This window comes from Clostridioides sp. ZZV14-6154 (genome assembly GCF_020657785.1).
Classification (GTDB): Bacteria; Bacillota; Clostridia; order Peptostreptococcales; family Peptostreptococcaceae; genus Clostridioides.
Genome location: NZ_JAGWCY010000002.1, coordinates 526,560 through 551,370, shown reverse-complemented (window position 1 = coordinate 551,370; position 24,811 = coordinate 526,560). Strand labels below are relative to the sequence as shown.

The 24,811-nt window shown below is 29.6% G+C and carries 37 protein-coding genes and 1 CRISPR repeat array; all 37 genes read right to left on the bottom strand.

What is annotated here, in order from left to right:
• Position 1: 1 nt before the first annotated feature.
• The 37 genes from KGF45_RS09015 to KGF45_RS08850 all read right to left on the bottom strand — a co-directional run bounded on the left by KGF45_RS09015 (position 2) and on the right by KGF45_RS08850 (position 24,761).
• Positions 2–757 carry a distal tail protein Dit gene (locus KGF45_RS09015; protein ID WP_227842306.1) on the bottom strand — a complete coding sequence of 252 codons (756 nt, stop codon included), beginning with the start codon at positions 755–757 and terminating at the stop codon, positions 2–4.
• Positions 758–917: 160 nt separating this feature from the next.
• Positions 918–1,067, bottom strand: coding sequence for a type I toxin-antitoxin system toxin (locus KGF45_RS09010; protein WP_021365409.1), 150 nt, complete (start codon positions 1,065–1,067; stop codon positions 918–920).
• Between the two features lie 127 nt (positions 1,068–1,194).
• Positions 1,195–6,714, bottom strand: coding sequence for a phage tail tape measure protein (locus KGF45_RS09005; protein ID WP_227842303.1), 5,520 nt, complete (start codon positions 6,712–6,714; stop codon positions 1,195–1,197).
• A gap of 74 nt (positions 6,715–6,788) precedes the next feature.
• The gene (locus KGF45_RS09000; RefSeq protein ID WP_227842301.1) at positions 6,789–7,316 is read right to left on the bottom strand and encodes a hypothetical protein; all 528 of its coding nucleotides are present in this window, start codon (positions 7,314–7,316) and stop codon (positions 6,789–6,791) included.
• 159 nt (positions 7,317–7,475) lie between these two features.
• Positions 7,476–7,766: a CRISPR direct-repeat array (repeat unit 29 nt; unit sequence CTTTACATACCACATAGTTAATATAATAC).
• Between the two features lie 220 nt (positions 7,767–7,986).
• Complete coding sequence (locus KGF45_RS08995; RefSeq protein ID WP_227842299.1) at positions 7,987–8,184, bottom strand: hypothetical protein; 198 nt, start codon at positions 8,182–8,184, stop codon at positions 7,987–7,989.
• Positions 8,177–8,653, bottom strand: coding sequence for a hypothetical protein (locus KGF45_RS08990; protein WP_021365404.1), 477 nt, complete (start codon positions 8,651–8,653; stop codon positions 8,177–8,179). Before KGF45_RS08990 ends, KGF45_RS08995 begins: the two co-directional genes overlap by 8 nt.
• Positions 8,654–8,712: 59 nt before the next feature.
• Positions 8,713–9,519, bottom strand: coding sequence for a hypothetical protein (locus KGF45_RS08985; protein ID WP_021365403.1), 807 nt, complete (start codon positions 9,517–9,519; stop codon positions 8,713–8,715).
• Positions 9,520–9,524: 5 nt separating this feature from the next.
• Positions 9,525–9,869 carry a hypothetical protein gene (locus KGF45_RS08980; RefSeq protein ID WP_021365402.1) on the bottom strand — a complete coding sequence of 115 codons (345 nt, stop codon included), beginning with the start codon at positions 9,867–9,869 and terminating at the stop codon, positions 9,525–9,527.
• A gap of 7 nt (positions 9,870–9,876) precedes the next feature.
• Complete coding sequence (locus tag KGF45_RS08975) at positions 9,877–10,311, bottom strand: hypothetical protein (RefSeq protein WP_227842296.1); 435 nt, start codon at positions 10,309–10,311, stop codon at positions 9,877–9,879.
• Position 10,312: 1 nt separating this feature from the next.
• Complete coding sequence (locus KGF45_RS08970) at positions 10,313–10,675, bottom strand: hypothetical protein (RefSeq protein ID WP_227842295.1); 363 nt, start codon at positions 10,673–10,675, stop codon at positions 10,313–10,315.
• Positions 10,672–10,926: a hypothetical protein gene (locus KGF45_RS08965; RefSeq protein WP_021365399.1), complete on the bottom strand. Its 255-nt coding sequence runs from the start codon at positions 10,924–10,926 to the stop codon at positions 10,672–10,674. The genes KGF45_RS08970 and KGF45_RS08965 overlap by 4 nt, the downstream gene beginning before the upstream one ends.
• A 25-nt stretch (positions 10,927–10,951) precedes the next feature.
• On the bottom strand, positions 10,952–11,920 hold the full coding sequence (locus tag KGF45_RS08960; protein ID WP_227842293.1) for a major capsid protein: 969 nt from the start codon (positions 11,918–11,920) through the stop codon (positions 10,952–10,954).
• A 17-nt stretch (positions 11,921–11,937) separates the two neighbouring features.
• Positions 11,938–12,573, bottom strand: coding sequence for a phage scaffolding protein (locus KGF45_RS08955; protein ID WP_021365397.1), 636 nt, complete (start codon positions 12,571–12,573; stop codon positions 11,938–11,940).
• A 136-nt stretch (positions 12,574–12,709) separates the two neighbouring features.
• Entirely contained in the window at positions 12,710–12,949 is a 240-nt protein-coding gene (locus KGF45_RS08950) for a hypothetical protein (RefSeq protein WP_227842291.1), read from the bottom strand.
• A gap of 85 nt (positions 12,950–13,034) precedes the next feature.
• Positions 13,035–13,250, bottom strand: a complete 216-nt coding sequence (locus KGF45_RS08945; protein WP_227842289.1) for a hypothetical protein — start codon at positions 13,248–13,250, stop codon at positions 13,035–13,037.
• Entirely contained in the window at positions 13,251–14,666 is a 1,416-nt protein-coding gene (locus KGF45_RS08940; RefSeq protein ID WP_227842284.1) for an ADP-ribosyltransferase, read from the bottom strand.
• Positions 14,666–16,147: a phage portal protein gene (locus KGF45_RS08935; protein ID WP_227842282.1), complete on the bottom strand. Its 1,482-nt coding sequence runs from the start codon at positions 16,145–16,147 to the stop codon at positions 14,666–14,668. The genes KGF45_RS08940 and KGF45_RS08935 overlap by 1 nt, the downstream gene beginning before the upstream one ends.
• Positions 16,148–16,157: 10 nt before the next feature.
• Positions 16,158–17,423 (bottom strand): PBSX family phage terminase large subunit, encoded by a 1,266-nt coding sequence (locus tag KGF45_RS08930; RefSeq protein WP_227842280.1) that lies wholly within the window; start codon positions 17,421–17,423, stop codon positions 16,158–16,160.
• Entirely contained in the window at positions 17,413–17,853 is a 441-nt protein-coding gene (locus KGF45_RS08925; protein WP_227842278.1) for a terminase small subunit, read from the bottom strand. Before KGF45_RS08925 ends, KGF45_RS08930 begins: the two co-directional genes overlap by 11 nt.
• A 427-nt stretch (positions 17,854–18,280) precedes the next feature.
• Complete coding sequence (locus tag KGF45_RS08920) at positions 18,281–18,457, bottom strand: hypothetical protein (protein WP_021365388.1); 177 nt, start codon at positions 18,455–18,457, stop codon at positions 18,281–18,283.
• Between the two features lie 14 nt (positions 18,458–18,471).
• On the bottom strand, positions 18,472–18,603 hold the full coding sequence (locus KGF45_RS20080; RefSeq protein ID WP_255611903.1) for a hypothetical protein: 132 nt from the start codon (positions 18,601–18,603) through the stop codon (positions 18,472–18,474).
• A 261-nt stretch (positions 18,604–18,864) separates the two neighbouring features.
• Positions 18,865–19,365: a hypothetical protein gene (locus KGF45_RS08915; protein WP_227842276.1), complete on the bottom strand. Its 501-nt coding sequence runs from the start codon at positions 19,363–19,365 to the stop codon at positions 18,865–18,867.
• 18 nt (positions 19,366–19,383) lie between these two features.
• Positions 19,384–19,800 carry a DUF1064 domain-containing protein gene (locus KGF45_RS08910; RefSeq protein WP_255611902.1) on the bottom strand — a complete coding sequence of 139 codons (417 nt, stop codon included), beginning with the start codon at positions 19,798–19,800 and terminating at the stop codon, positions 19,384–19,386.
• Positions 19,801–19,826: 26 nt separating this feature from the next.
• Positions 19,827–20,024 carry a hypothetical protein gene (locus KGF45_RS08905; protein WP_227842275.1) on the bottom strand — a complete coding sequence of 66 codons (198 nt, stop codon included), beginning with the start codon at positions 20,022–20,024 and terminating at the stop codon, positions 19,827–19,829.
• A 122-nt stretch (positions 20,025–20,146) separates the two neighbouring features.
• On the bottom strand, positions 20,147–20,386 hold the full coding sequence (locus KGF45_RS08900; protein WP_227842274.1) for a hypothetical protein: 240 nt from the start codon (positions 20,384–20,386) through the stop codon (positions 20,147–20,149).
• A gap of 109 nt (positions 20,387–20,495) precedes the next feature.
• Complete coding sequence (locus KGF45_RS08895) at positions 20,496–20,672, bottom strand: hypothetical protein (RefSeq protein ID WP_194687214.1); 177 nt, start codon at positions 20,670–20,672, stop codon at positions 20,496–20,498.
• Positions 20,665–20,790, bottom strand: a complete 126-nt coding sequence (locus KGF45_RS20075; RefSeq protein ID WP_255611741.1) for a hypothetical protein — start codon at positions 20,788–20,790, stop codon at positions 20,665–20,667. The genes KGF45_RS08895 and KGF45_RS20075 overlap by 8 nt, the downstream gene beginning before the upstream one ends.
• On the bottom strand, positions 20,774–20,908 hold the full coding sequence (locus KGF45_RS20070) for a hypothetical protein (RefSeq protein ID WP_022616324.1): 135 nt from the start codon (positions 20,906–20,908) through the stop codon (positions 20,774–20,776). The genes KGF45_RS20075 and KGF45_RS20070 overlap by 17 nt, the downstream gene beginning before the upstream one ends.
• Positions 20,908–21,270 carry a hypothetical protein gene (locus KGF45_RS08890; protein ID WP_054276819.1) on the bottom strand — a complete coding sequence of 121 codons (363 nt, stop codon included), beginning with the start codon at positions 21,268–21,270 and terminating at the stop codon, positions 20,908–20,910. The genes KGF45_RS20070 and KGF45_RS08890 overlap by 1 nt, the downstream gene beginning before the upstream one ends.
• 29 nt (positions 21,271–21,299) lie before the next feature.
• The gene (locus KGF45_RS08885; protein ID WP_074089966.1) at positions 21,300–21,719 is read right to left on the bottom strand and encodes a single-stranded DNA-binding protein; all 420 of its coding nucleotides are present in this window, start codon (positions 21,717–21,719) and stop codon (positions 21,300–21,302) included.
• Between the two features lie 19 nt (positions 21,720–21,738).
• Positions 21,739–22,644 carry a DnaD domain protein gene (locus KGF45_RS08880; protein WP_227842273.1) on the bottom strand — a complete coding sequence of 302 codons (906 nt, stop codon included), beginning with the start codon at positions 22,642–22,644 and terminating at the stop codon, positions 21,739–21,741.
• Positions 22,645–23,283, bottom strand: a complete 639-nt coding sequence (locus KGF45_RS08875; RefSeq protein WP_227842272.1) for an ERF family protein — start codon at positions 23,281–23,283, stop codon at positions 22,645–22,647.
• The gene (locus KGF45_RS08870; RefSeq protein WP_227842270.1) at positions 23,270–23,551 is read right to left on the bottom strand and encodes a hypothetical protein; all 282 of its coding nucleotides are present in this window, start codon (positions 23,549–23,551) and stop codon (positions 23,270–23,272) included. Before KGF45_RS08870 ends, KGF45_RS08875 begins: the two co-directional genes overlap by 14 nt.
• An 80-nt stretch (positions 23,552–23,631) precedes the next feature.
• Entirely contained in the window at positions 23,632–23,880 is a 249-nt protein-coding gene (locus KGF45_RS08865) for a hypothetical protein (protein ID WP_227842268.1), read from the bottom strand.
• Positions 23,881–23,895: 15 nt separating this feature from the next.
• Positions 23,896–24,123, bottom strand: a complete 228-nt coding sequence (locus KGF45_RS08860; RefSeq protein WP_227842266.1) for a hypothetical protein — start codon at positions 24,121–24,123, stop codon at positions 23,896–23,898.
• Positions 24,124–24,152: 29 nt separating this feature from the next.
• On the bottom strand, positions 24,153–24,533 hold the full coding sequence (locus tag KGF45_RS08855; protein ID WP_227842264.1) for a helix-turn-helix domain-containing protein: 381 nt from the start codon (positions 24,531–24,533) through the stop codon (positions 24,153–24,155).
• A 30-nt stretch (positions 24,534–24,563) separates the two neighbouring features.
• Positions 24,564–24,761, bottom strand: coding sequence for a helix-turn-helix domain-containing protein (locus KGF45_RS08850; protein ID WP_227842262.1), 198 nt, complete (start codon positions 24,759–24,761; stop codon positions 24,564–24,566).
• Positions 24,762–24,811 lie beyond the last annotated feature (50 nt).

Here is a 24,811-nt window from a genome sequence, read left to right as displayed (position 1 = left end):
TCTATAACACCACCCATCTAGGTTCTATCTCTATTTTTTCTACATCTCCAGAGTATGTTATTATATTTTCACCATGTTTAAATGTTGGAAAATCTCCAAACATCCTACTATTTTCATTGACTACATCATTTGTATGAATATCTATTTTATATGCATTCATAAGTTCACAATCAATATATATATGCCCTTGAACTTCTGTAAGTTCTATCACCTCATTATTTATTTCTAATGTTATATCTCCATTTCCAAATACTTTTATAAGAGGATACGAAGCCATTCCAGTGTTTATTAGCTTAGAATTTGATTCATTTATTGTAATTAAATTATTAACTAATTGTTTCTTAAGTGGTTTACATTCAAATGTAATCTTAAAATATCCTAAATCTTTTATAACTTCCTCTAAATCTAGTTTATTAATACAAATCGCTTCTCTATAATAGTTTGGGTCTCTACTTATAATAAGATTTTTATATGAAAAGTCAGTTTGTAACCACATCTTTATTTCAGATGCTAGTATATTAATATCTTTACCATCTACATCTATATAGCATTCTATTTCAAGATTAAAATTACTATAACAACCTTCATCTAAAATAAGGCTACCATTCCTTCCTGGTATCTCTATTCTTTCAAATCTACGTTCTGGCGATGCAAGTTCATTAATATCTGTAATTACAATACCAAAATCTCTGCTATTTATTTCGCCATATTGAAAAGAAACTAATTCATTTTCACTGACACAGTATTGTAAAGCCAAATTATCACCTCCTACACATAAAAAAAGAGATGACTCAAATTTTTCTTTTGATACATCCCCTTCTATTTACTTTGCATATTTTTGCTAAGATGTGATATAATAAAAGCAAGAAGAACTACAATCTATTGTCAGTAGAGCGGAGTTCATAATTAAAAGCTAATTATTTTTTATGGAATTTGATTTTTAAATCAAACTCCCAGCCACTCTTTCGCACAGAGTGGCTTTTTACTTTTGCAAATATCTTACTTATTAAGCAAAATATTAAGCTAGCAATAACACCAGCTATTACATTAAGTAAAAAGTTGTTCATACTTACCACCTCCTTTCATTAGAAAGTAGGTTTTATCTCAGTATGAACTCCACTCTTAGATTATAGGTTACATCTTCTTGCTAAAAGTATTATACCACAATTTGGATATTGAAAAGATATTATCACATTAAAACTTTAGTTTTCTATTTGTAATAAATGCTATTTCAGAACCTATTTGCTCTATATCTTGTTTAGTATTATTTATAAATTTTTCTATATGTAAAGTCAACTCAACTTTCTTATCACTACTTTTTTCACTATCAACTTTACTATTATTATTTATATTAACAGTTGCATCCTTCAGTAAATTATTTGAGGCTATCCCTCTTGCCAGAGTATCTGAATATGCTATACTTTGTAAATTTTCTATTTCATTTCTAAACCTTGCTGCTTCTTTTCTTCCTCCTGTAGGTATATTTACATCTTTAAATCCTATATTAGAAAGTTGTTTATTTATAGAATTAACTATGTCACTTAAAACCTTGCCCAATGCTCCTTGCATAGATTTAATACCATCTATCATACCTTGCATAGAATCTTTGCCTGTTTCCATAAACATAGCTGGTACTACTCCAAATTTATCCTTAAAACTTTCAATTTGTTCCTCTATGCTTCTTTGCATTTCTTGACCTAGTTTTCTATACTCTGCATCATAAGTTTTTTTCAATTCTTCAATTTCTTTTTCTATTCTATATTTTTCATCTTCTGTATCTTCTTTGGCTCTTCTTTCAGCTATTTTCTTCTTTTCTTGATATAATCTTTCGTATTCTTCTAGTTGCTCTTTTGACATCTTGTTAATAGCTTCTATCTCGTTATGAGCTTGTGGTCCTTTAGCTAATAATTCTTCATACAAATCTTTACCTACTTTTGTAGATAAATCTGCCATATCAGTGTCCCATTTTCTAAGTACATCAACTTGTTCTTCTAGGTTTTCCATTAACTCATCATTGTCGATTTCCTCAAATGTTACAGAAGAAAATAAATCTGTATAATCCATTAAAGACTTTACTCTTGAGTCATATATCTTTTGATATTCTTCATTGAGTTTCTTTTGGTCTTCAATATATTTCTTATCTAAGTTTGCTACTTTTTCAGCATAATCTTCTTTAATATTATTATATTTTTTATTGAAATCTCTTTCAGCTTTTATTTTTTCTTCTCTAAGTTTTTGTAGTTCTTCTTGATGCTTTTCAGTATCCTCTTTTTCTTTTTTATTATACTTTTTATTAATTTTTTCCAACTTTTCTCTGTATTCTTCTTGGTCTTTTACAGATTCCTTATTATATTTATCTTTAATCTTCTTTAATGCTGCTAGTTTTTCTTTTTTGTTCTTATATTTCTTTGCTTCTGCTTCCTTTATTTCTTCATTTTCTTTTTCATTTCTTTCTTTTTGTTTCTTCTTATGTTCTTTATCTAATTCTGCTATTTCTTCAGCTTTTTCTTCTTGTAGCTTTTGAACTTCCTTATTAAACTTTTTAATTTCTTGTGCTTCTTTTATGTTTCCATTACCTATTATTGCTTGGACTGTTCTGAGTGTATTTGTTAATCCTTGTTCTATGTTTGATAATCCATCTAAATATGCTTTTGCTGAATTTTCTCCTGCTTTGCCAAATTGTGAAACTATTCCTGATGAACTACCCATACCTTTTATCATAGTATTAGAAAGTTTGCTGATAGAGTTTAGTATACTTCCTCTACTTGATGCAAAACCTTCTATTGATGCTTTAAACATCCTTGGTGTTGGTAACATATCTTGCTGAATAAAATTATTGCTATTTTGAGGAATCATAGAACCGTTTTTAAAGAAACCACTGACTACACTCTTTACTTTACTAGCAGCAGAAGAAATACCTCCAAGAATTCTATCTATCGCTGACTTTGCATCTGAAAATGGCTTAGTCATGAAATCTTTCATTTTATTAAATCCAGTTTGTATTGCAGATTTTATTAGTGTTATCTTTCTATCTATCTCAGTCTTTATATTGACCCAAGCCGTTTGTATAACACCTTTAATAACATCCCAAATGCTTGTTTTTCCTCTAATAACATCCCATGCTTTTGATATAAGACTACTTATTGTGTTAAAAATAGGCGATTTTGATTTAAGTTCATTCCACTTACCAGCCACAAAAGAAGTTATAGAACTCCAAATAGATTTTTTCCCACTTATAAAATCCCATGCTTTTGATATAATATCAGATATTGTTTTAAATATAGGAGATTTGTCTCTCAATTCATCCCATTTGTCTGATATGTAATTTTTTATATTATCCCATATTTCTCTTGCCTTATCTTTAATGAAATTCCATGATTCTTCAATTGAAGAAGTAATAAACCCCCAAACAGACGAAGTATCTATTCCTAGTTCTTCCATACTTGATAGCCAGTTATCTTTTAAATCTTGCCACCACGAATTAAAGTTATCACCTAAGTTCTGCCATCCAGTTGTCCAACCCTCACATATACTATCCCACCAATCGGATATACCTTGTTTGATATCTTCCCACCAAGTAGATGCATCATCTTTTAGTTTTTGCCAACCACTATTCCAATCTTCACATATACCATTCCACCAATCTAAAAAGCCTGTTTTTATGCTTTCCCACCATGTACTTAAGTTATTAGATATGACTTCCATATCTCTATTCCAATCCTCAACAAACTTAGGTAAAAAAGTAGAAAGTTCCTCTACTAAATCGTTCCACCAAGTTGAAAATTTAGAATCTATATCCTTGCACCATTTGTCTAGGTTTTTTTGAGCATTGTTAATATCTTCTTTTGTACCTTCTTGAAATAATGTCCAGTTACTCTTGACTGTTCCATCACCATTGTAGGCTTTTATGCCATCTCCAACCATTTTTTCTATTTCAGTTACAGTTTCTTTATGTTGACCTTCTAGCTCTTTTAATGAACCTTCTCTTTGATTTTTTGCTGCTGTTATAATCTCATCAGCACCCTTATTTGCTTCTTCTGTTCCTGCTTCTCTTGCTATTGCTGCGTAAAATAGCTGTTCTTCATAAGCTTTTTCTATATCTTCCTTTCGAGCTTTATAGTTTTTATTTTCTTCTGCTCTTAATTCTGCACCTTGTTTGACAGTCATTTTTTTATCATTGGCATGAACTCTTTCTTTTATTATAAGTGCATCAGATGCACTTTTGGATAATAGAGTAATACCTATCTCATTGTTTTCTTGATGTAGTCTTGCAAGTTCCTTGCCTTCTGCTTCTGTAGCTTCTCTTCTTTCTTTCCTTGCTTTTTCCCCTATTTCAATTATTCTGTCACAATTTTCTTCATATTGTTTCTCTCGTTCATCTAAAGACTTCAAAACTATTCCAGTTATCTCTATTTCTCTTTTAGCACTAAGCTCGCTTGATTGGTTCCACAATCCATTAAGAGTTTCCTGAGCACTCGATTTGAATTCTTCAAACTTTGGAAGCACTTTATCTTTTAATCCATCCAAGCTTTTACTCATATCATCAACCATTTCTTTTGTGACAGTACCTAACTGCATTTTCATAGCTGACTTAGTTATTTCTTCACTCATTTCAAGATATGAACCCACTATTTTCTTAGTGCTTTTATCAACATCTTTTCCAAAATTGTCTATTTCTATAGCTGGTTTGCTCATTTCTTTTACTAGGTTAGTTCCAATTACTACAGCTAATGCTCCAAGTGCTAGTGTCAAGGCTCCTACAGGTGTGCTCAAAAATGCTATCCCTTTAGCTAGTGTTGCCATACCTGCACTTGTAGGTATAGTTGCTCCTCTTACCACCGCAAGTGTTCTTGATAAAAATGTAAATGTTCCACCTAAACTTTTGATTGCATCTATTCCCCTTGGTATTGTAATTGCCATAGTTCCTAATATTACAAGAAGTGGTCCTATTGCTGCAACTACAGCTCCAATGCTTACAACAATTCTAGCAAAATTAGGATTACTTTTTGTCATTTCGCTAACACTTTTCATAAAGGCAGTTGCCATTTCAGTCACTTTTGCAACTACAGGCATCATAACTTCACCCAAATCAGATAACATATTCTTTGCTGAATTCAATGCATCTTCAAGTTTTGTTTTTGTAGTATTATCCAATTGTTCAAAAGCCTTATCACAAAGACCAGTAGAATTTTTCATATCATTAAGCATTTGATTAAATGAATCAGCACTCTTTGTTCCTTCGATTATTTCTCCTGTAGTTTCATTAACTGCATCACCTAGTAAAACATTAGCTGCCTTTGCACCTTCTGCTGAACCAAATAAGTCTGATAAAGATAAACTATTTTTCTTTGCATAATCATTTAATATTAATAATACATCTGCTGTTGATTTTCCTTCTTTTTGCAAATCAGCAAATCCTTTATCTGTTAATTTTTTAAGTATTTTATCTGCTTTACTCCCACTTTTCCCAAGTTCATTGAACATCGCATTCATGTAAGTTGTTGCTTCTGCGCCAGCAATTCCTTTTGCAGTTAATATAGCATATCCAGCTCCTAGTTGCTCAACTGATACATTCAAACTTTTTGCTGTTGGAATTATTTTACCCATAGAACTTGCTAACTCATCCACCGTAATTTTGCCTTTATTTTGGGTCTGTATAAGAACATCACTTACATGAGCCATATCCTTTTGGGACATCCCATACGCATTTTGAATAGTTGTTAACACATCTGTAGCTTTTGCTAAATCAGTTAATCCTGCTGTTGCTAGTTTATCTGCTTGTGCTAAGAATTCGGTTACATCTGCTTGTTTTACACTTGCAGATATCGCATTATATGCAGAGTTAGCATATTCATCATAAGCCATTCCAATTTCATTAGCACCTTCTTTTAATGTGCTTGCATAAGCATCCCACTCACTTTTTCCATCTTTAACTTTGTCTGTATTTAGTTGTAATATAGAGTTAACAACTGACATTGCTTGTTCTGTGTTTGTAGCTGCTGTTACTGCTGCTGTTCCCATTGCAACTAGTCCAGTTGTAACTGTAGAAGTTAGTGTTTGACCAATATCTCTCATTTTGCCACCAATAGCATCAAATGGCATGCTTCTTAATGAATCACTAAGTCTATTAGCTTCTGCCTCTGCATTATTCATAGCTGTTCTCATATCAGTTAAAGAATCTTCTCCATTTTCGATTTCATTACCTAACTGAGTCTGAGAATTTTTAAGCCTTTCAATAGCTTCTCTATATCTTTGTGACTGTTCTGAACTTTCTCCATACATACTATTGCAACGTTCTAATTGTTGCTCATATCTCTCTATTTTACTTCCTATTTCTGTATACTTTTGTTTCGACTTATCTATTTCACTTGTAAGTTTAGATATACCTTGTGCATATGCATCAATTGTACTTCTTGCTGTTTTTAGTTCATTCTCAGTCTGTTTTATAGAGTTTTTTAGTGATGAAAATGGACCACTTGAAGTTGATGCTATTTTATTTAACTCTGATGCTGCTAATGCTGATTGTCTACCTATTTGTGTCAAAGAATTTGCTGTATCAGCAATTTGCTTTCCCATAGCTGACATTGCACTACCTGTGGTTTTGGTACTTGAATTAAATTGACTAAGTTGTTTAGCTGCATCAGCAAGAGCTTTAAAAAACTTTCCTCCATCTAAATCTAGATAACCTACTGCTGTTCCTAATTCTAGAGACATCTTTTTCCTCCTTTCATCTAATTTTGTATAAAAAAACACTTACTCGTGTTAAAGTAAGTGCTTCATTTATACTATTACTTTGAATTATATAAATTATTGTATCTTTCAAGTGCTTGCTCAATATAATCCTTGTTAGATTCTGAATCCTCTGTATAATCACCTAGTATCATACTGCAATAAGTTGCTCCCATTATTGTCATTCCTTTTAGTTCATTACATGCTTTTTTTTGTTTATCATTCAATTCATGGCCACTTTCATACTTTTCAATTTCTTCATTAAAAGTACTAAACTGCTTTTCATACAAATCAGCAACTGTTTTTAATCCTTTTTCGGGCATTTCACCATTATTTACACTTTTTTCTACATATGCTAATGCATGCCAACCATCTTTAAACTCTTTAATTTGACAATCCAAAAACTCATCTGGATTTAATTTATCTTTATCTATGCTTTCTTCTGGTACTTCTTCCTCTTCTTTTGGTATTTCTTGACCAACTTCCTCCATTTTAGATGCTGGTGCACTAGTACATCCTGTCACAAACATCATTACAGAAAAACATACTATCATAGTCAAAGCTAATATTTTTCTAGTTAATTTCATAATATAATCTCCCTCATTAAATTATTTATTCAAATATAATTCTATCTAAAATTAATAATTTAGTCTATTGATTTAGCAAATTTATCCAATTATTTAAAAATATTTTAAACACACTAAAAACACCTATATGTTTAAATAGGTGTTTTGTGCGTTTATTCAATTTTTAGACCACATAGTTAATATAATACTCGAATAACACTGCCATACTATCTGATGTACCTCTACTTTACATACCACATAGTTAATATAATACGATATGGGAAGGTATAAAAAGTGTAATACAAAGCGTTCTTTACATACCACATAGTTAATATAATACAGTACCATTATTTTTTAAAGTTGTAACAACTTCTTTCTTTACATACCACATAGTTAATATAATACTTGCATTTGTAACACTTGTAATAGCCTCATTTGTATACTTTACATACCACATAGTTAATATAATACCCCAAAATAAATTGAGCATTTTCAATCCTTACACATATAAAACAATATTAAAATTGCAGTGAGTCACCAGTAGTGTTTTTGATATATCACAAAATATGCTTATATCATAGTACTTTCAATGATTACATCCAATTTATATAAAAAATCGTACACTGCAAAATATCTATATTATCATTATATCATAAATTAACATTAATTCACTCTATTCATTTAGAATATTTTACCTATTAACTTTTTTCTTTTTCTCTAATGCTATTTGGACAAAAGTTTTTCTCTCATTTTTAGCTATAGTTTTCTTTTCATTCTTTTCAAATTTAAGCTTTTTATCATTTTTTATAGCATCTACTAAAAACATACAAGCTTCATCGAAACAAAAAGAAGTATATTCATCTTTAATTCTTAATATCTCACTAGGCATCTTGTTGTACATTATCACTTGATTTAGAATCCTCAATATCTGTGGACTCTTGATGAAAGTTTTCTAGTGACTTTGTACCTCCTTGAATACGATTAAATAATGTTAATCTTTGTTCAATAGAAAGTTCCAATCCTATTTTTTTAATCTGAGCATATGTAGGGTTAACTAGCACTTCTTTAGCCACTATATCCATCATTTCAAACATTTCTTTTGAGAAATTAGACTCATCATTCATCTTCTTTAGTACTTTTTCACCTGTACTATCTTTACTTTCCTTCTCTTCAACTAAACTCATTGATGCTGTCATTAGGCTGTTTGGTATCTTACCAGCCATTGCAAGAGCCATTAAGTCAGGTTGTTTTACTTCTGCAACTAACATAGTTCCATCTAAAAATCTTCCAACCTCAATTACCTCAGTCAATTTTATTTTCTTTAATTCTTCTAAACTTGTTACTTTAAGTTCATTCATATTTATGTCCCCTTTCTAAAAAAAGCTCTAGCTAATTACTAGAGCTTTAATCTATCTATTTATATACTTACACTAACTTCTTCAACCTTATATGTTTCTCCATTTGTTAATCCTATTATCTCTGTTCCTGTTAATGCTGCTTTATCAGACTCAGTATCTGTTAATGTTCCATCTGCTAAAGTATATTTTATATTGCTATTAACTGTAACCTTATATATTTTGCCTGCTGTTAATCCTGTTATCTTTTTATCTCCTGCTGTTGCTCCTGATACAGATGCACTGTCTAAAAATACTTTTGTAGCTTCATAACCATTAGGTAATTCCTCTACTATTTCAACCTCATAAGGAGATTGCCCTGTGTTAGGTCTACTATTTATAACATATTCATTTGAATAATATTCTCCATCTTTAAAATTTAGTGGAACAGATTTTCCTTTACAATTTGGGAAAGTAGTCTTAGCAAATTGTCCAGTATCTCCTCCTGGTCCAACAACTGAACTATATATTATTGTTTTAAAAGATTTCTTAGAAAAAGTCTTTCCTACTTCAGGAGCTAAGTATCTCTTAAAGCTACCATCTTCCTCTTTTTCTATTGTTCCACCTTGCATTATTTGAAGTATCTCTGGACAAAACACATTATCTTTTAATGTTAAATCATATCCTAAACTTGTATCTTCTGCTGCTCTATTTGCTATTATTTTTTTCTTTATTTTTAAAGTTAATTCTTCACCTTCAGAAATGATTTCCTCTGTACCTATCTCATCAGATGTATCAAATGTATATGTAACTGGATTTTGTTCAACTGTTTCAATTTGAACTAATACAACATCTGTAAGTGGGTATTGATTTAATATTTGTACTGCCATATTTATTACCTCCTAATTTGTTTGTTTTCATAATAACTTAACCTTGTGAAATAGGCTTGTTTTTCATCATCTATAAGAATAGGTAAAGCTTCATAAGCTTGTTTTATTCCTACTATTTCATCCATGACACTTTCAACACTTATCTTGTATTCACTTACTTTAGAATACTGTCCAATTGGATAAAATACATATATTTCAAATAAATCTTTTATTATATTTTTTTCTGTTGTTTGTAGAGGACCTTTTTCAAATATAACTAAAAAAGGTTCTATGCATAATCCTTGATGTTGTCCAATAGAATACACATTAAAACCCTTATTTTTTAAATGTTTATATATTTTTTTAAACATACTTCACCTACTTTAAAATCACATCAAGACCTCTTATAATACTTGGTCCACTTTTTTCTATAGTTGGCATTATAATTGGATATGGTCTACTTCCTGGATGATTAACTTTTTTAACAGGATGTGATGCTCCATCCCAAAATAAATAACTTCCAGGTCTTGCTTCTATCACATGTGGACCTGTACCTTTTTCTAAGTATAATCCATAGTCAACTCCATGACTAAGTGCTATTCTTACAGTATCTCCTTGCCATTCCCAACTACCATACAACCTATTTTTAGCGTCATGAGTATGGTCTTTCCATGGTCTATCATTTTTAGCATTACTTTCTAATAGTTGAGATGAAGTATCTGCATAAGCTCCTAGTGCAGCCTTAGTTTTCATTTCTCTACTTACTAAAGCATTAAGCAGCTTGCTAGTATCAAATTTAAATCCTTTACTCATACTATCTCACCTTTCCTAACTTTAAATCAAAATAAATATTCATTCTGTTTTGATTTCCAAGGTCCTGTATAACAAACTTATTATCATCTAAATACATAAAATCACCTTGCTTTATCTTAATTGTATCTTCATCACAAACAACCATTAAATACTGCTCTTTATCTTTTATAACAACACCTTTATCCTTTGTTATTTGACTTATAGAGCTACTTCCTTCATGATATAAACCTATCACATTACAAACTATATTTTCTTCATCTGAAGGCTCTCCAAACTCATTAACTCCAACTCTTTTTACTATAGCTTCTGTTGGCATCTTATTGATAGCTTTGATTATCTTTGGTTTTACCTTTTGAGCTATCATAGACATCTACTTCCATTTGTTTTAAACTTTTTTGCCAGAGTTAACCAATATAGTTTATTTTCTGGCATGCTTAAGCCTCCAGGTAAAGTGATACTATCGTTTTCAGCCTTTAATATACATAGCTCATACATGGTTTTATTAAAATCTTGATTGTTTTTATTATAGTAATAAGTAATTTCATCATCAGAAAAAAAAGGTGATTGTTCTTCTCTAAGTTCTGTTTTTATATTTTTTAAGATTTCTAAATCCATACTATCACCTACTAAAAACTATATTTTATAGTTTATGCTTAAATTCAACTATTCTTATTTGCTTAGGCTCATAAACTCTTGTCCAGTTTTCACCTTTTGCTAACTCTAATCTTGAAGGACCTTCTGTTTTAGCTACACTTGCATTAGTAAATTTTATACCTCTTGGATGTAGTATATATGTTTTTCTATTGATTAAATAATCTACTCCAGAACCTTTTTTCTTATCTCTATCTATTTCTGTAGCAACAAATCCTACTGGATTACCATTTCCTAAAGCTATTGCTCCACTACCAAATAGATAAGAAGTATAAACACCTTCTTTAGATACAGGACAACCATCATCAACTATAACTAATTTATCTTGATAAACTTCAAAATCTGGACCTGCATCTGGTCTAATAGTTTCTATTAAATTTTGTTTTTTAAGTGCTGATTTTGTAGCTGAGTGCATTGCTATAGCCTTTAATTGTTCTTGTGCATCTCCTAATAATTGTTGTGCATCTATAAAAGCTGATGGTGACCATTTTGCTGCATTTCCTGTTCCTGCTGATATATCTAACTTATTTGTTGTCATATTTGCAGCTAAAAACACACCATTTAAAACTGCTATAAGTTCTTTTTGCATATCTCTAGCCCAGAAGCTTCCAACTAAGCTTGCTATTGCTGCCATTGGGTCTTTTCCTGCCATAGCTGCTGATAAATCAGTAGCTGCCCACATTTTTGCTCTTCTTAATATAGCTGCTGCATCTTGACTTGAAGTAATTTTATTTGGTGTTAAATCAGCATCCTCTACTATTTGCTCTGATTCTCCACTTAAATCTTCAAAGAAAGGCATATTTACAACTGGTGCAGCTTGAGAAGCTAAAGCATTTAAGCTTGCATCATTCGTAATTATTCCACTTTGATATAGAGCTGATAACTCCATGCTCTTATTTATTACATATGGGTTAAACAATTCTGGTACTATTACATCACTTAATTTTGTTACTGCCATTTAAATCACTCTCTTCCTTATAAATTTATTCCTGCTTGAGCTGCAAATTCTTTAGCTTTATCAGGGTTTTCTTTTAATAATCTTCCTTGTTCTGTTAAATTGAATGTTTCTTTTATAAAAGGATTATTGACTACATTTGATTTTCTTGGGAAATTACCAGGTGAACCTGTATTACTTGGAGTAGAACTTTCAAACCACTCTTTATATGTTTCTGATATGTCTTTAAATTGTTCATCTAAGCCTATAATTTCTCCAGTATCTTTTACTTCCATTTTACTGGTATCAAATTCTTTACATAGGAGCTTCCTATATTTTTCATTTACTCCAGATAGTTTAGAATTTATAGCATAGTCTATAGTCATATTCTTTATTTTAGCTCTACTCGTACTATCAAGTTCATTATATTTATTTTCCCATTCTTTCACTTTTGCTTCTATATCTTCACTGTTTTTACTATTTTTCTTCAAATCTGATATAGTGTCATTTGCACCTTTTATTTGCTCTTCTAAGGCTAATTTTTGTTCTTTCAACTTATTGTATCTTTCATCTATATTTTCTTCCTTAGAAGTGTAGATTTTCTCTTTTTTCATACCCTCAATTATATTTTTTATGTCTGTGTCTTGGTATCCTAATTTTTTTAATAATTCTTCCATTATTCCCTCCTACACTACGCTTTTATACGAGTTTTGCTTCTCTAGTATAGTTTGCTATTTATTTCTTTTACGCCTACATATAGCTAAAAAAGGCAATAAAAAAACACTTACTAATTTTTAATTTAAGTAAGTGCTATTAATATATTGATATATAATCCTCTTCTGGATAACTATTTTCTTCAGCATATTTTAGTAATCTATATTTTGTTCTCCCTCTAAATGTTAAAGACTTTCCATTTTTAGCTTTTCTTTCAAATATAACTTCCTTTGTTTTCTTATTTAATGCTATTATACCAGATTCTTCCTTTATGCCATCATTTACATATTCATATCTAACAAAATTTTCATCATTAAATATTCTAAATAATTCTACCATAATAATCCCCTTCTATATACTCTTCATTATAATCATAATAAATACATTTTATATTATAATCATAAACATTTCAACCTATAAGTATTTAATCCTCTATTACACCTATTTTCTTGAGATGCTCCCTAAACTTCTTTTTGTTCTTAATCCTATCTTCTTCTGAGATTTCTTCATGACCTATCACTTCAAATCCAATTGGTGAATATTGTGTTCTCCATAAAAACATATCATGAGGAGATAATTCTTTATAAGCATCTCCTTTTTCTTCGTCAGGTAGCTTTATAAATTCTTCTATTGTTAGCATTTAATTCACTTCCTCTAATAAAATATGAATTGTTCCCCTAATTCTTTCAATTTCAATAACTTTAAACCTTGAACCTCGTTTATACAATACTTCTTGTTCTTTAGGATTATATTTACTTACATCTTTTCCTTTTTGTGAATTTAATATATACATCTGCACTTGACCATCAGGATTATAAGTATTTCCTTTTGTTGTTGAAGTATAGTCATAATTAGTAACTATTCCCCCTAATTTGTACATACTTATGAATTCATCTAACATTTCTTTATTATAAAAATATAATGACCTTGTAACATCGCCTTCGTAATTTGGTATTTTATCTAAAACTCTATCTAAGTTATTTATAAACCATTCATCTTCTTCTGTCAATTTAATATTTCTTCTTAATTTCTCATTAATTTTATAGGCATCTCCACCCATATATTTATATAAAGCTAACATTTCATCTTCAGTTGGTTCTTTACTCTTATTAACTTTTCCTTCTATTCCTGCAAACTCTAATCCATATTCATCAAACCATTCATCAAGTTTAGAATTTTCTTCTCCATCTATCCAGTCTCTTAACTCTTTACCTATGTCCTCCATACTCATTGGAATATCATATTCAAAAGTACACTTTCCTAAAGGATGCTCTAATGGTAACTCTTCTGGAATATATGTTTTTCCATTTCTATCTGCACAAACCTTACACATTCTAGGATGATGTGATGACATCCACTTAATCCCTTTAACAAATGGATTCTTCTTACAACTTTCTTTAGCTGTCTTTTGATATGCATGAGTTATATATGTAGATGCTAGTCTATAGGCATTAAAATCTATTTTTTTATTACTTTTAGGATAAACCTTTGACCAATCATAATCTTTCTTAACCTTTGGATTAACATACTTTTCTAAATCTTTTGCTATATCATAACTACCTCTTTTTTCTGCTAATCCTCTGCTTACAATGTAATCTAAATCCTTCTTAGTTTTATCTATATTACTCCAAATTCTATCACTTAATTTAAGTTTATCTTTATACATACTACCAGATATAACTTGTCTTAGTACATCTTCATGAACTTTACTAAACATATCAGTAAATTGTGGCTTTAAATTAACTGAACAGTTATCACATATATTATTAAAAAAGCTTAATTGTTCATCTGTAGTAGTTTTTATTACTTTTGATATTTCACTTTCAATATCTTTTTTTAGCTTCTTTCCTAACCTATCATACTCTTTATTTAAATAAATTATACTTTCTCTTAAATATTGTTCAGTTAATGTGTTAGAGTTAACTTTATTTAATTTTTTTGCATATTTATTAGCTATATCTTTATATAACTGTCTTATCTTTTTAGTAGTTCTATTTGATGATATGTCTCTAGCTCTTTCAGCATTCTTCATAGCCTTATTAAACTTATTAACCATTATTCATCAACTACTTCTTTTGATTCTTTTTCATTAGTTACTTCGTCTGATTCTTCTGTATCTATAGCTTCTGTTTCCTCTTCCAAATTAAAACTTTCTTCTAATATTTGTCTTTCAATTGATATTTGTTGCAATTCTTCATCTGCTATATCATCATTACTATTATTCCACTTCTTAATGAAAGTCTTCCTAGACATTGCTTGAGCATTTACTTGTTGAATATCAAGTAATTTTTCTGAATCCTCATCTTCTTGTAATGGATATTGATTTTCAACAATTACTTCATAAGAATCCTTATCCAATATAGGTATTTTTACTATGTTATATACTTCTATCATCTCTATCATTGCTTGTATTAACCATTCAAGAGCTGGACCCCATGATTTCATTTTTTCCTCACATCTAGTTATTAATTGCCAATACAAAGCTTTCATTGATTTACCTGATGTCATCATACCTTTAAGGTCCTGATTATTTATAAGTGGTATATTTAGTACTTCATGCATATCTGATTTAATTCTATTAAGTGAGTTTTCTATTCTAGTATCATATCCAAAGTCAGTAGGAATTGTATTAATCTGTGCTTGTTTTTGGTCAGCAGTTTGAGATGTTTCTACATCCCAATAAGCACCTGGCTTTATTTTAAAATGTTTACTTGATTCTTCCTCAACATCAACACCATATATGATGCGATTCATGCCTTTTTTAAGAGTGTCTATATCTTCAGAAGCTAGCTTATTATAAGCCATTTGATTATCAAATATTTCTTCTATATCACTTTCACCTTTTAAATCTCCAAGTAATCCATCATTAAGAATTACATAACAAGGTATACCACTAAGCTTTAAATCTGTATCACTTACTATTTCTTCTATACATAATCCATAACCATTATAAATACCTTCACTTAATATACATTTACCATTAACTATTTCATATTTTTGTTTCCAAATTCTCTGTTTATCTTTTTCTACTTCTTGATTTGTTTGATGGAAAAATACAATTTTCTTAAGCTCATCAAATTGGTTATCAAATGGTTCATATATAAATTCTAAACTTGGTACAAACATTATCTTTAAGCTTTTACTTTCTTTATCTGCATGTAGCTTTATAGCTATTCTTTTACCAATAAAACAATCTCTAGCTGCTTTAATTAGTTTATCTGAAAACAAATTTTTCTTTAGAATCTTATTGATACATTGGTTTATTTCTTCTGCCTTATCTTTATCTAAATCATTTTCTGGTTTTATTGTAAATATTGGTGTCTTACCAAATAAAAATCTAGCTTCTTCTTTAACCAGCTTTTTAATATAATTTGTTTTCTTCCTTGTTTGTTTATAATCTTGTTCCTCTTCTATCCAATGTTGTCCTGTACCTTCATACTTATCATACAGCCTTATAATTTCACCCATTTCTCTTATTACTTCTTGACCATACAATCCTGTAAGTTCCATCTGAATTATATCTATCAAATCTAACATGTCACACCCCCTATCTACTGTTATATTTTCTTTCTCTTCCATGTGTTTTCATATCTAACTCTAGTGCATATCTTGTTGCATCAATTGAATGATTGTCTTTATCTTCTAACTTAGCTCTTACATTTCCATCTTTATCTGTTTGATAATCTATATTTTCAAATTCTCTAGCTATATTTGGAGTCCTATTTGGGTCTATTACTATTGCTTGTAAATCATCCAGCCAGTTCTCTCCAAACTCGATTGAACCAGGTCCTTTTTTAGCTTTTAGTGCCTTTATTCCATATTCTCTAAGCTCTGCAATACTTCTTGGTTCGGCACTATCACAAATAACATTAAAGTCATCATATCCTTTTGATTTAATCTTAGAAGCTAATTCTCTTATAGACATTTTCACTCCAAATATTTCATCTATAAAATATATAATTCTTTTGTTTTTGTCATAATGCAGTCTTACAAATGCCATAGGGTCTGTAGCATATCCAAAGTCATTACCTTGCCTTATGTTGTCAAACTGGAATATTTCTTCATTTGTGATTGTTTTAAACTCTAAATTAGAAAAAGGGACTACTCCAGAACCAATTGGCTCTCCTAAGTACTCCCATCTATATTTAAACTCATTTCTTATTTTAATTTCATTAGCTTCTTCAATGAAAGCCTTTGATATATGAGGATTATCTAAATAAATACTGTGATGAACATATGTATTTTTAGGTAATGTATGTGTTTCAAATTTCTTATTAACCCACGATTGCTTTCTTTTTGGAGGATTGTATGATAAAAATATTTTATAATTCAATTTGTCTGGTAATTCTCCACGTAACACTGAATTAATTACCATAGATAACTCATCCTCTGTTTTTATTTCTGCAACCTCTTCAAACCATGCAAAAGCTATTGGATACTTAGCTGATTTTATAGATTTTATCTTTTGTGGGTCATCAAGTCCTCTAAATATAAACTTATTTCCTCTTGGAATAAAAATAATTTCTATTGGAGATTTTTTAAACTGAAATAAATGTGTTAAACCAAATATTTCTATAGTTTCTTTTAATTGCTCATAAACACTATCCATTATTGTATTCCCAACTTTCCTAAAACAAACAGTATTTACTGGATATTTAACCATAGCCATAGTTAACCAAAAGGCTATATGAGTTGACTTAGCTGAAGCTCTTCCACCTTTTAATACATGATATAGGTATTTGTTACTATTACTTACTTTCCAAAATTCATAAAAATTCTTATTTATTATTTCAGATATTTTTCTATCCATCATTTAAATTACCTACATCATCAATTATAGTTACACCAACATTTCCATCTAAATCAATCTTTTCAGTCCATAAAGCATACCTTTTACCCAATAATTCAGCTGCCTTATTTCTATCTTTTATACTTACATCTTTTTTTATTATTTCAGGACCATTTTCAGATACTATTACAACTTCTTCTTGTTCTTGATTTCTTAGTATCTTTGTTAAATACTCCATAACTTCTTTTGCATCTGCTATCCTCTTTGATTCAATTTGCTTTAATCTTTCATCAATGTAATTTTTAACCTTATCATTACTCAGCAGTCTACTTCCATTACTTTCTGATGCTCTTTGATTGTTATTTTTATATGCTTTCTTGTATGCTTCTGTTGCATTACCAGTTTCAATATAATAATCACAGAACCTTTTTTGTTTTTCAGTCAAATCTGCCATACCACCACCTCTTTATTTGCTTTATAAATAAAAAAATAAGACTTTAAATTTAATCTAAAGCCTTATTCTTAGGGGATACATATTATATTTAAGGGAGCAAGTTTTAGGAATCGAACCTAAGATTACACACCAGTCCTTGCAAATTGAGTGAGGTTACCAAGCCCCACTCTTTTAGACACTTGAATTAAATTCCGTTTTAATCCAACATATCTACATATAGTGTATTAATAAGTTTGAACATAGTAAGAATTGAACTTACAGCATCCTCATGCCCTGCCTAGTTTGTTCATATAAGCTAGGCGAATCCCTTTACCTAGCCCACATATATATTTAGTTTTGAGAGAGAAATATTCATTTCCACAATACTATTATCTCACATTTTAAATTGTAAAATCGGCAGAAAAACGGCAATAAAAAGACCTAGAATTTAATCTAGGTCCTTCTTTTTAATCCTAATTTCATTGTTTTCAAAATAAACTTCAACTTCTCTTTCTTCTTGTGTGATATTCATTTCTTTAATCCATGTGGCTGGTAGACTTATTTTAGGACTTAGTGAACCCGAGCCACTTTTTGATAAGAGTACTTTCAATATTCTTTTCTCCATTTCTTTCTCTCCCTCTAGGAAAATAAATATTTTATAGCAAATATTAATAATACTATTGCACCAATTAATTTAACTATACCAAAACTTAATTTTCCTAATTCTGTAATTAATTCCTTATATTTTCCCATTGTATTTTGAGTGGTCATGTATTATTATTTAATTAGAAGGGAAGGTGCTGACTTCCCTTCTAAAGTCTTATAGGCTATCTAATACCATTTTTATAACGGCTATTAGTGTACCTATTTCAAGGACAAGTTCGGTAAGGGCTTTGATAACTTTGCCGAACTCTTTTATTTTTTTGACCACTTCTTTCACCTCCTTTCTATATTTATAGTATACTATGTCGTACCGACGAAGTCAATACCTTTTCCCTTTTTTTAGTAAAAAAATAGACAGCTGTTAACTGCCTATAAGTCTAACATTTTAAATAATGGTTCTTGTTCTATTAGTGCTTTCTTACCAAATAAGGCTATTGATATTGAACTAATAGCTTGATTAGCTCTTTCTCTTAATTGTCTTTCTTCTAAATATACTTTATCAACTATTAAACTCCATTCTAAGCCTTCAATATACCTGTACCTTATAATTTGTTTATGTATAGGTTTTAAATTGCTTATGGATACATCTATTGTATATTTTAGTGCTTCCATTTCATATAGTTCTATCTGTTTTTCTATTATCTTTTCTTCAAGAATAATTAACTCATTTTCAACTTGATTACTTATTGAATTAGTCTTACTTATAGGAATGCTGTCATAGCTTAAGCCTTGCATAAAATCACCTAAATGGAACTCTTTAAGATTTTTTATTTGAAGTTTTAGACTTTCAATATTAATATGTAATTGTTTATAGTTCTCAAGGTGTTTTTTAGTTGCCATAAAAAACTCCTTTTTAACTTTACTTGCCATAACATCACCCCTATTTATTTAAGCTACCTTTTTCTTATTTTCTTTTCTCTTTTTCTTAAGTTCACTATATTCTATCCAACCATCTACTCCATATTTTTTACTTTTGGCAATCCATATCAATTTTTTGTCTTGATATTTATAGTCAAAAAGCTTTTTTCTAAGTTCACCTTGTTGTGTGCTGTACCCTTTCACATCTATATAAACGACTTCACCATTCCATTTGTATATGGCAAAATCAACTGTATATGTAATAGCTCTATAGCTTTTTCCATCTTTTTTAAATTTAGGTTGTAATTCAAACTTTTGTTGAAGTGCAAAGTCTTTTATTTCTCCATTTTCCTTTTTTTCTTTTAAATATAAATAATACTCTGACTCATCTTTACTATCAAATTTAATTCCATCTATTATAATTTTCTTATTATTGTATTTACTCAACCAAATACTTCCTTTATCACTTAAAATTACTCATACTTATTAATATCGTTTATAAATTCATAAACCTCATGTACACTATATCCAAACTTTTCAAATCCTTTTACATACCTTCTTATTGAACTTGATATACTTCTACCTACTCTACAATTTTCATATCCTTGCCATAAGTCCTCTTTTTCCTCTTGCTTTACCATTTGAGAAACTGCTTTTTGAAATTTATTCATCCTATTTACTCCTAGCCCTATTAGCCTTCTTCTTACATTCCTTACAACAATAAATATCATTAGATTTTTCCTCAAGATAAAATAGCTTACCACACCAACTGCATCTTCTTCGTTTCATAAAATCACTCCTTATAATTCCTATAGGATTCAACTAACATTTCAGTATTTCCACAAGTATCTTCTGTAAAATCTATTTGTCTCCCATTAAACTCTTTTATATAATCTGCTATATCATATACTCTTTGGCATTTATGTTCTATACAATAGCAAATATCTTTTATATTTATTTCGTTTGGAATTTCAACTATAACTTCATGTTCTAAAATTACTTTTTCTTCAAATTTGATTTTATATTTTTTCATTTTAAATACTCCTTTATTTCGTTTTTGAGAGTTACAAAACACTTCAACAACAATTTATACTAAAAGACATTTTGAAACTCTCTAAACTGTTTTAATTAGATATTTTCACTTATATTTCTTCTAGCATTTCCTCGAGTTTATTTTTTAATAAATCATATTTTTCTTTAGTTTCTAAATCTAATATTCTAACTCTTCCTTGCTCTGCTATAATAGCTATATTTGAACTTTCACATATCATTTGTATATAATTTACAGAAGCATTTATCATTTCTAATCTATCATTCATTCTTAAACCCTCTCATGTTATCACAATTTTCACACTCTTTTAGATTTAATCTATACTCATAAACTCTACCAACTATAAAGCTACTTATTATGAGCACAATACTAGTTAAAATACTCATTTCTCAACATCTCCTCATATTCATCTCTAGCTTTGTCTATTGCAGTAAATATATCTTCTCCATTGTCATATAACTCTTTTGCTCTCTTAATTGTGTATTCTGTCCTTGAAACTTCCATTATTCCTCCTCAATATATTCAACTTTCCAGCCACTTCTTGTTTTACTTTTCTTTTTAATAGCTTGATAAACTGCTTGATATTTTAACCTTAAAAAACAGGCTGCACCATCTATAGACTCAAATTCCTTTACTTCTCCTGTATTAACATTTCTAATTCTTACTGGTAACTCTTTTTTTATTTTTCTGTCCTTCTTTACTCCAAACTCAGCTAACATTTTTTCTGGCTTAGGATATACCCTTTTTCCATTTTTTGTGATTCCCAACAAACAACAATATAATGCTAAGTAGTTTCTACATGTAAGGTCATCTTCAATAAGGTTGTCCACTACTGAGCCACTAAAATACCTTTCTACTTTAAACATTTATTTCACCTCATATTTAATTTTTCAGATTAAAATGGTAACTCATCATCATCTATAATTTCAAATCCTTGAGGGTCTAGTCCTATTGTTTCATCTTGTACACTCTCTTTATATGAATTACTCGATTTACTCTTACTTTCTAATGATTGTACTGATTTTGTACTGACTTTTGTAAATGTTCTTTTTTCACCTGATTGAGTTTGATAATTGTCAACTCTTATATTCCCTTCTAATGCTACTAGCTTCCCTTTTGTTATGTAATTTGCACAGTATTCAGCTGATTTACCTATTACTTCTATTGGTATAAAATCAGTATCCCTTTTTCCCTCTTTATTTATATAATTTCTGTCTACAGCTATTGTAAATGATGCTACTGCTGTACCTGTTCCTGGTATGTATTTTAGTTCTGGGTCTCTAGTTAATCTCCCAACTAATACAACTTGATTCATTTTAATACCTCCACCATTATTATCTAAATTTAGCCTTTTGGCTTTTCTTTATAATTTCATCTAATTCTTTGTTACTGTATTGAGTAAATGTTTGTTCAAAATTAGCAAACTTATTTTTGCTTACTGCACTATTAGGTTTTTTTGACTTTTTATTTTCATGTTGTAATTTATATGATTCTAATTGTTCATATGTAGTTATATTTGCATCCTTCCACTTTTTAAGGATTCCTTTTAAGTATGATAAATTCATATTCATTCTTTCAGCACATATCTCTATGGCTCTTTTAAATACTCTTATATCTACTTCATTAGATACTTCTAATAACCATTCAGCTGTAACTGGATATACTACTCCTATATTTTCTTCATAGAGCTTCTTAAATTCTTTTAAAGAGTTATCCACAGGTTGCTCTATATACATACTACTTTTAAGACTGTTATTTATAATACTGTTACTTATAGTGTCCGACTTTTCCATGTCCGGTTGAACCATGTCCGGTAAATTCGGACATGGTTCCATGTCTGCTTTTTTCGGACATGGTTTTTTTTTATTTTCTTTCTTACATCTAATGGATATATGACTTTCTATATAGTTTCTATCAAATACTACCTCATATATATTATTTTGCATCCTTCCTTCCCTAGTTTTATTTTTATATACTTTTATATATCCACTCGTCTTTAGTTCATTTAGATATTTACTAAAAGTATCTTTATTTATACCAAGTTCATGAGTCATAATATCCCTTGATGGATAACATGTCCCACTTGCTCCTGCAAAACTAGATAGATAAAAATATAAAGCTCTTGCTCCTGTTGTTAGCCATGAATCTCTAGCTACCAATTGTGGTGAAAGACCATACCCATCACTAAGTATATTTCCTTTCTCTATAGTTGCTTTGTCTCTGTCCCTCAAGAAATTCACCTACTTAATTATTCCTTTTTCCCTTTGTAACTTCTCATATCCAACACATATCTGGTCATATTCCTGTTTACTTAAATCCTTAACTTCTTTATTAAACTTATAATACACTTCACTTTTTACTCTATCTGAATCCTTACCTATTGTATTTCCTATTGAAAACAACCTTTTTATTTGATTTTGACTTATCTTAATTTGACCATTTTCATTTGATTTACTAGAGGAGTTTATTAAGTCATTTCTTTTATAATCTTCTTTTCCACTAGTAGCATCAAAAGTATCATTTTCTGTAATATTTAATAACTGGATGTACAAATACCTTGTCTGGTATGTTTCAATTCCTCCCAATGCTTGTAACTCATTAGAGCCTTTTAATTGTAATTCTCTCATTGGAGAAGTAAATATTATCTCTTCTGTTGGTTTTTCTCCATTAATCAATGTTAGGGTTGCATAGTCATTTGTAAAGGTCACTATAGGGCATAATTTAGCTTCTTGTAATAACTCTGTTGCTTGAGGTAAGAAGTCTGCTAACTCAAAATATTTAAAGTTAGCAAACTTGTTTTGACCACTCTTTTTTATATCTAATTTATTAAACTTAATTCTAACATCCATCAATTTTATGTAAATATTATTCACTTCCATCAACTTTCCCCTCCATTTCTCTTATATTTCTTTCTAAAACTGACATAAAACCATCTATGTAATCACCACAACCCCCTTGTAATTTGTATTCGTCTAAATGCTCTTTAAATTGTTTCAAAGTCCAGCCTTTTCTATGTTTATCTATACAAGATTCTAATGCTGATACTTGTCCAAATTTTACATCCCAGTCTACTTCATCTACTGTCGTAAATTTTAATAAAAATAATCTATCTTCTAAATCCTTAATTATTTCATTTCTTGTTTTCATTTATTCCCCCTTGTGCTATAATATAGCTATAATTTTTTTTAATTTCTTTTTACCTAGAGCCTGTACGAAGGCTCTTTTCTTTATATCTGAACATCTATAGGTCTATCTCTTTCAAGTTCTTCTTGATACATCATAGCTTCCCTAAACTCAATGGAAGATTCTAATTTAATGTCATATTCTAATCCTTCTAAGATGTTTTGACTAGCAAACTTTACAGCTTCCCACCAGTTCAAACTACTATTTTCAAATTCTCCTAGCTCATTTAATTTATTTATTTCTTTTTCTGCTTGTCTAATTTGACCTATTGCAATTAATCTAGCTGTTTCCATATAATTTGCCCCCTTTTAATTTAGAAATTTAATTTCATAATCACTGCATTCTATATCTTCTATTGTTAGAGCTTGATACTCCATACTGCCTCTTTCTTTGTCATAGTATGCTAAATTTAGTTCATGTGTAGATGCTTGTACAATTAGACAATTTCCTTCAAAATCAAGTCTTTTAGAGCTTATTTTTACTACATTTCCCACCTTAAATTTATCTAAATCAAATCTTATTATTAATCCTTCCATGTAACTTACCCCCTTAAAGTAATTTTTCTTTAGATTATTTCTTTTTCTGCTTCTTTTAAAAGTTCATCCAAATTTCTACCTTGATTTCTCTCAATAAAATCATCAACCTCATATCTTGAAATTTTTCTACCATCACCTCTAGCTAGTGATTTTATCAAACCTGTGCTCACTAACCTACGCATAAAAACTGTATCTAATTTTAAAATTCCTCTTGCTTCTTCTACTGTTATCAAGTAATTTGGATAACCTCTTTTTATTAAGACAACTATATCTTTAGGCTCCAGTACTTTTACCTTTTGTTCGACAGTTTGACTCTTAACTCTATCTGTTTCCTGTTTATTTATCTCTATTTCTATTAAACTTTTTAAACTATCACTAAATTGCTTTGTTATGTTCTCAAAAACATCCATCTGAAAATTCTCTCCCCTCTTTTCAATTATTTATCTTCCAACTAATTCGTCTAATGTAATATCTAAATAATCAGCTAATTTTATTAGAGTATCTATAGTTGGATTAGAACTTTTATTTCTCAGTAATTTATATAGACCACTTACATCTATATTTAATTCCTTTGCTAATTTATAAGTTTTTATATTTCTTTTCCTTAAAATTTGGCTTATATTGTCGCCTATCAACATTGGATTCACCTCAGTTCTACATGGTATAATATAAATATGGAATATATTCC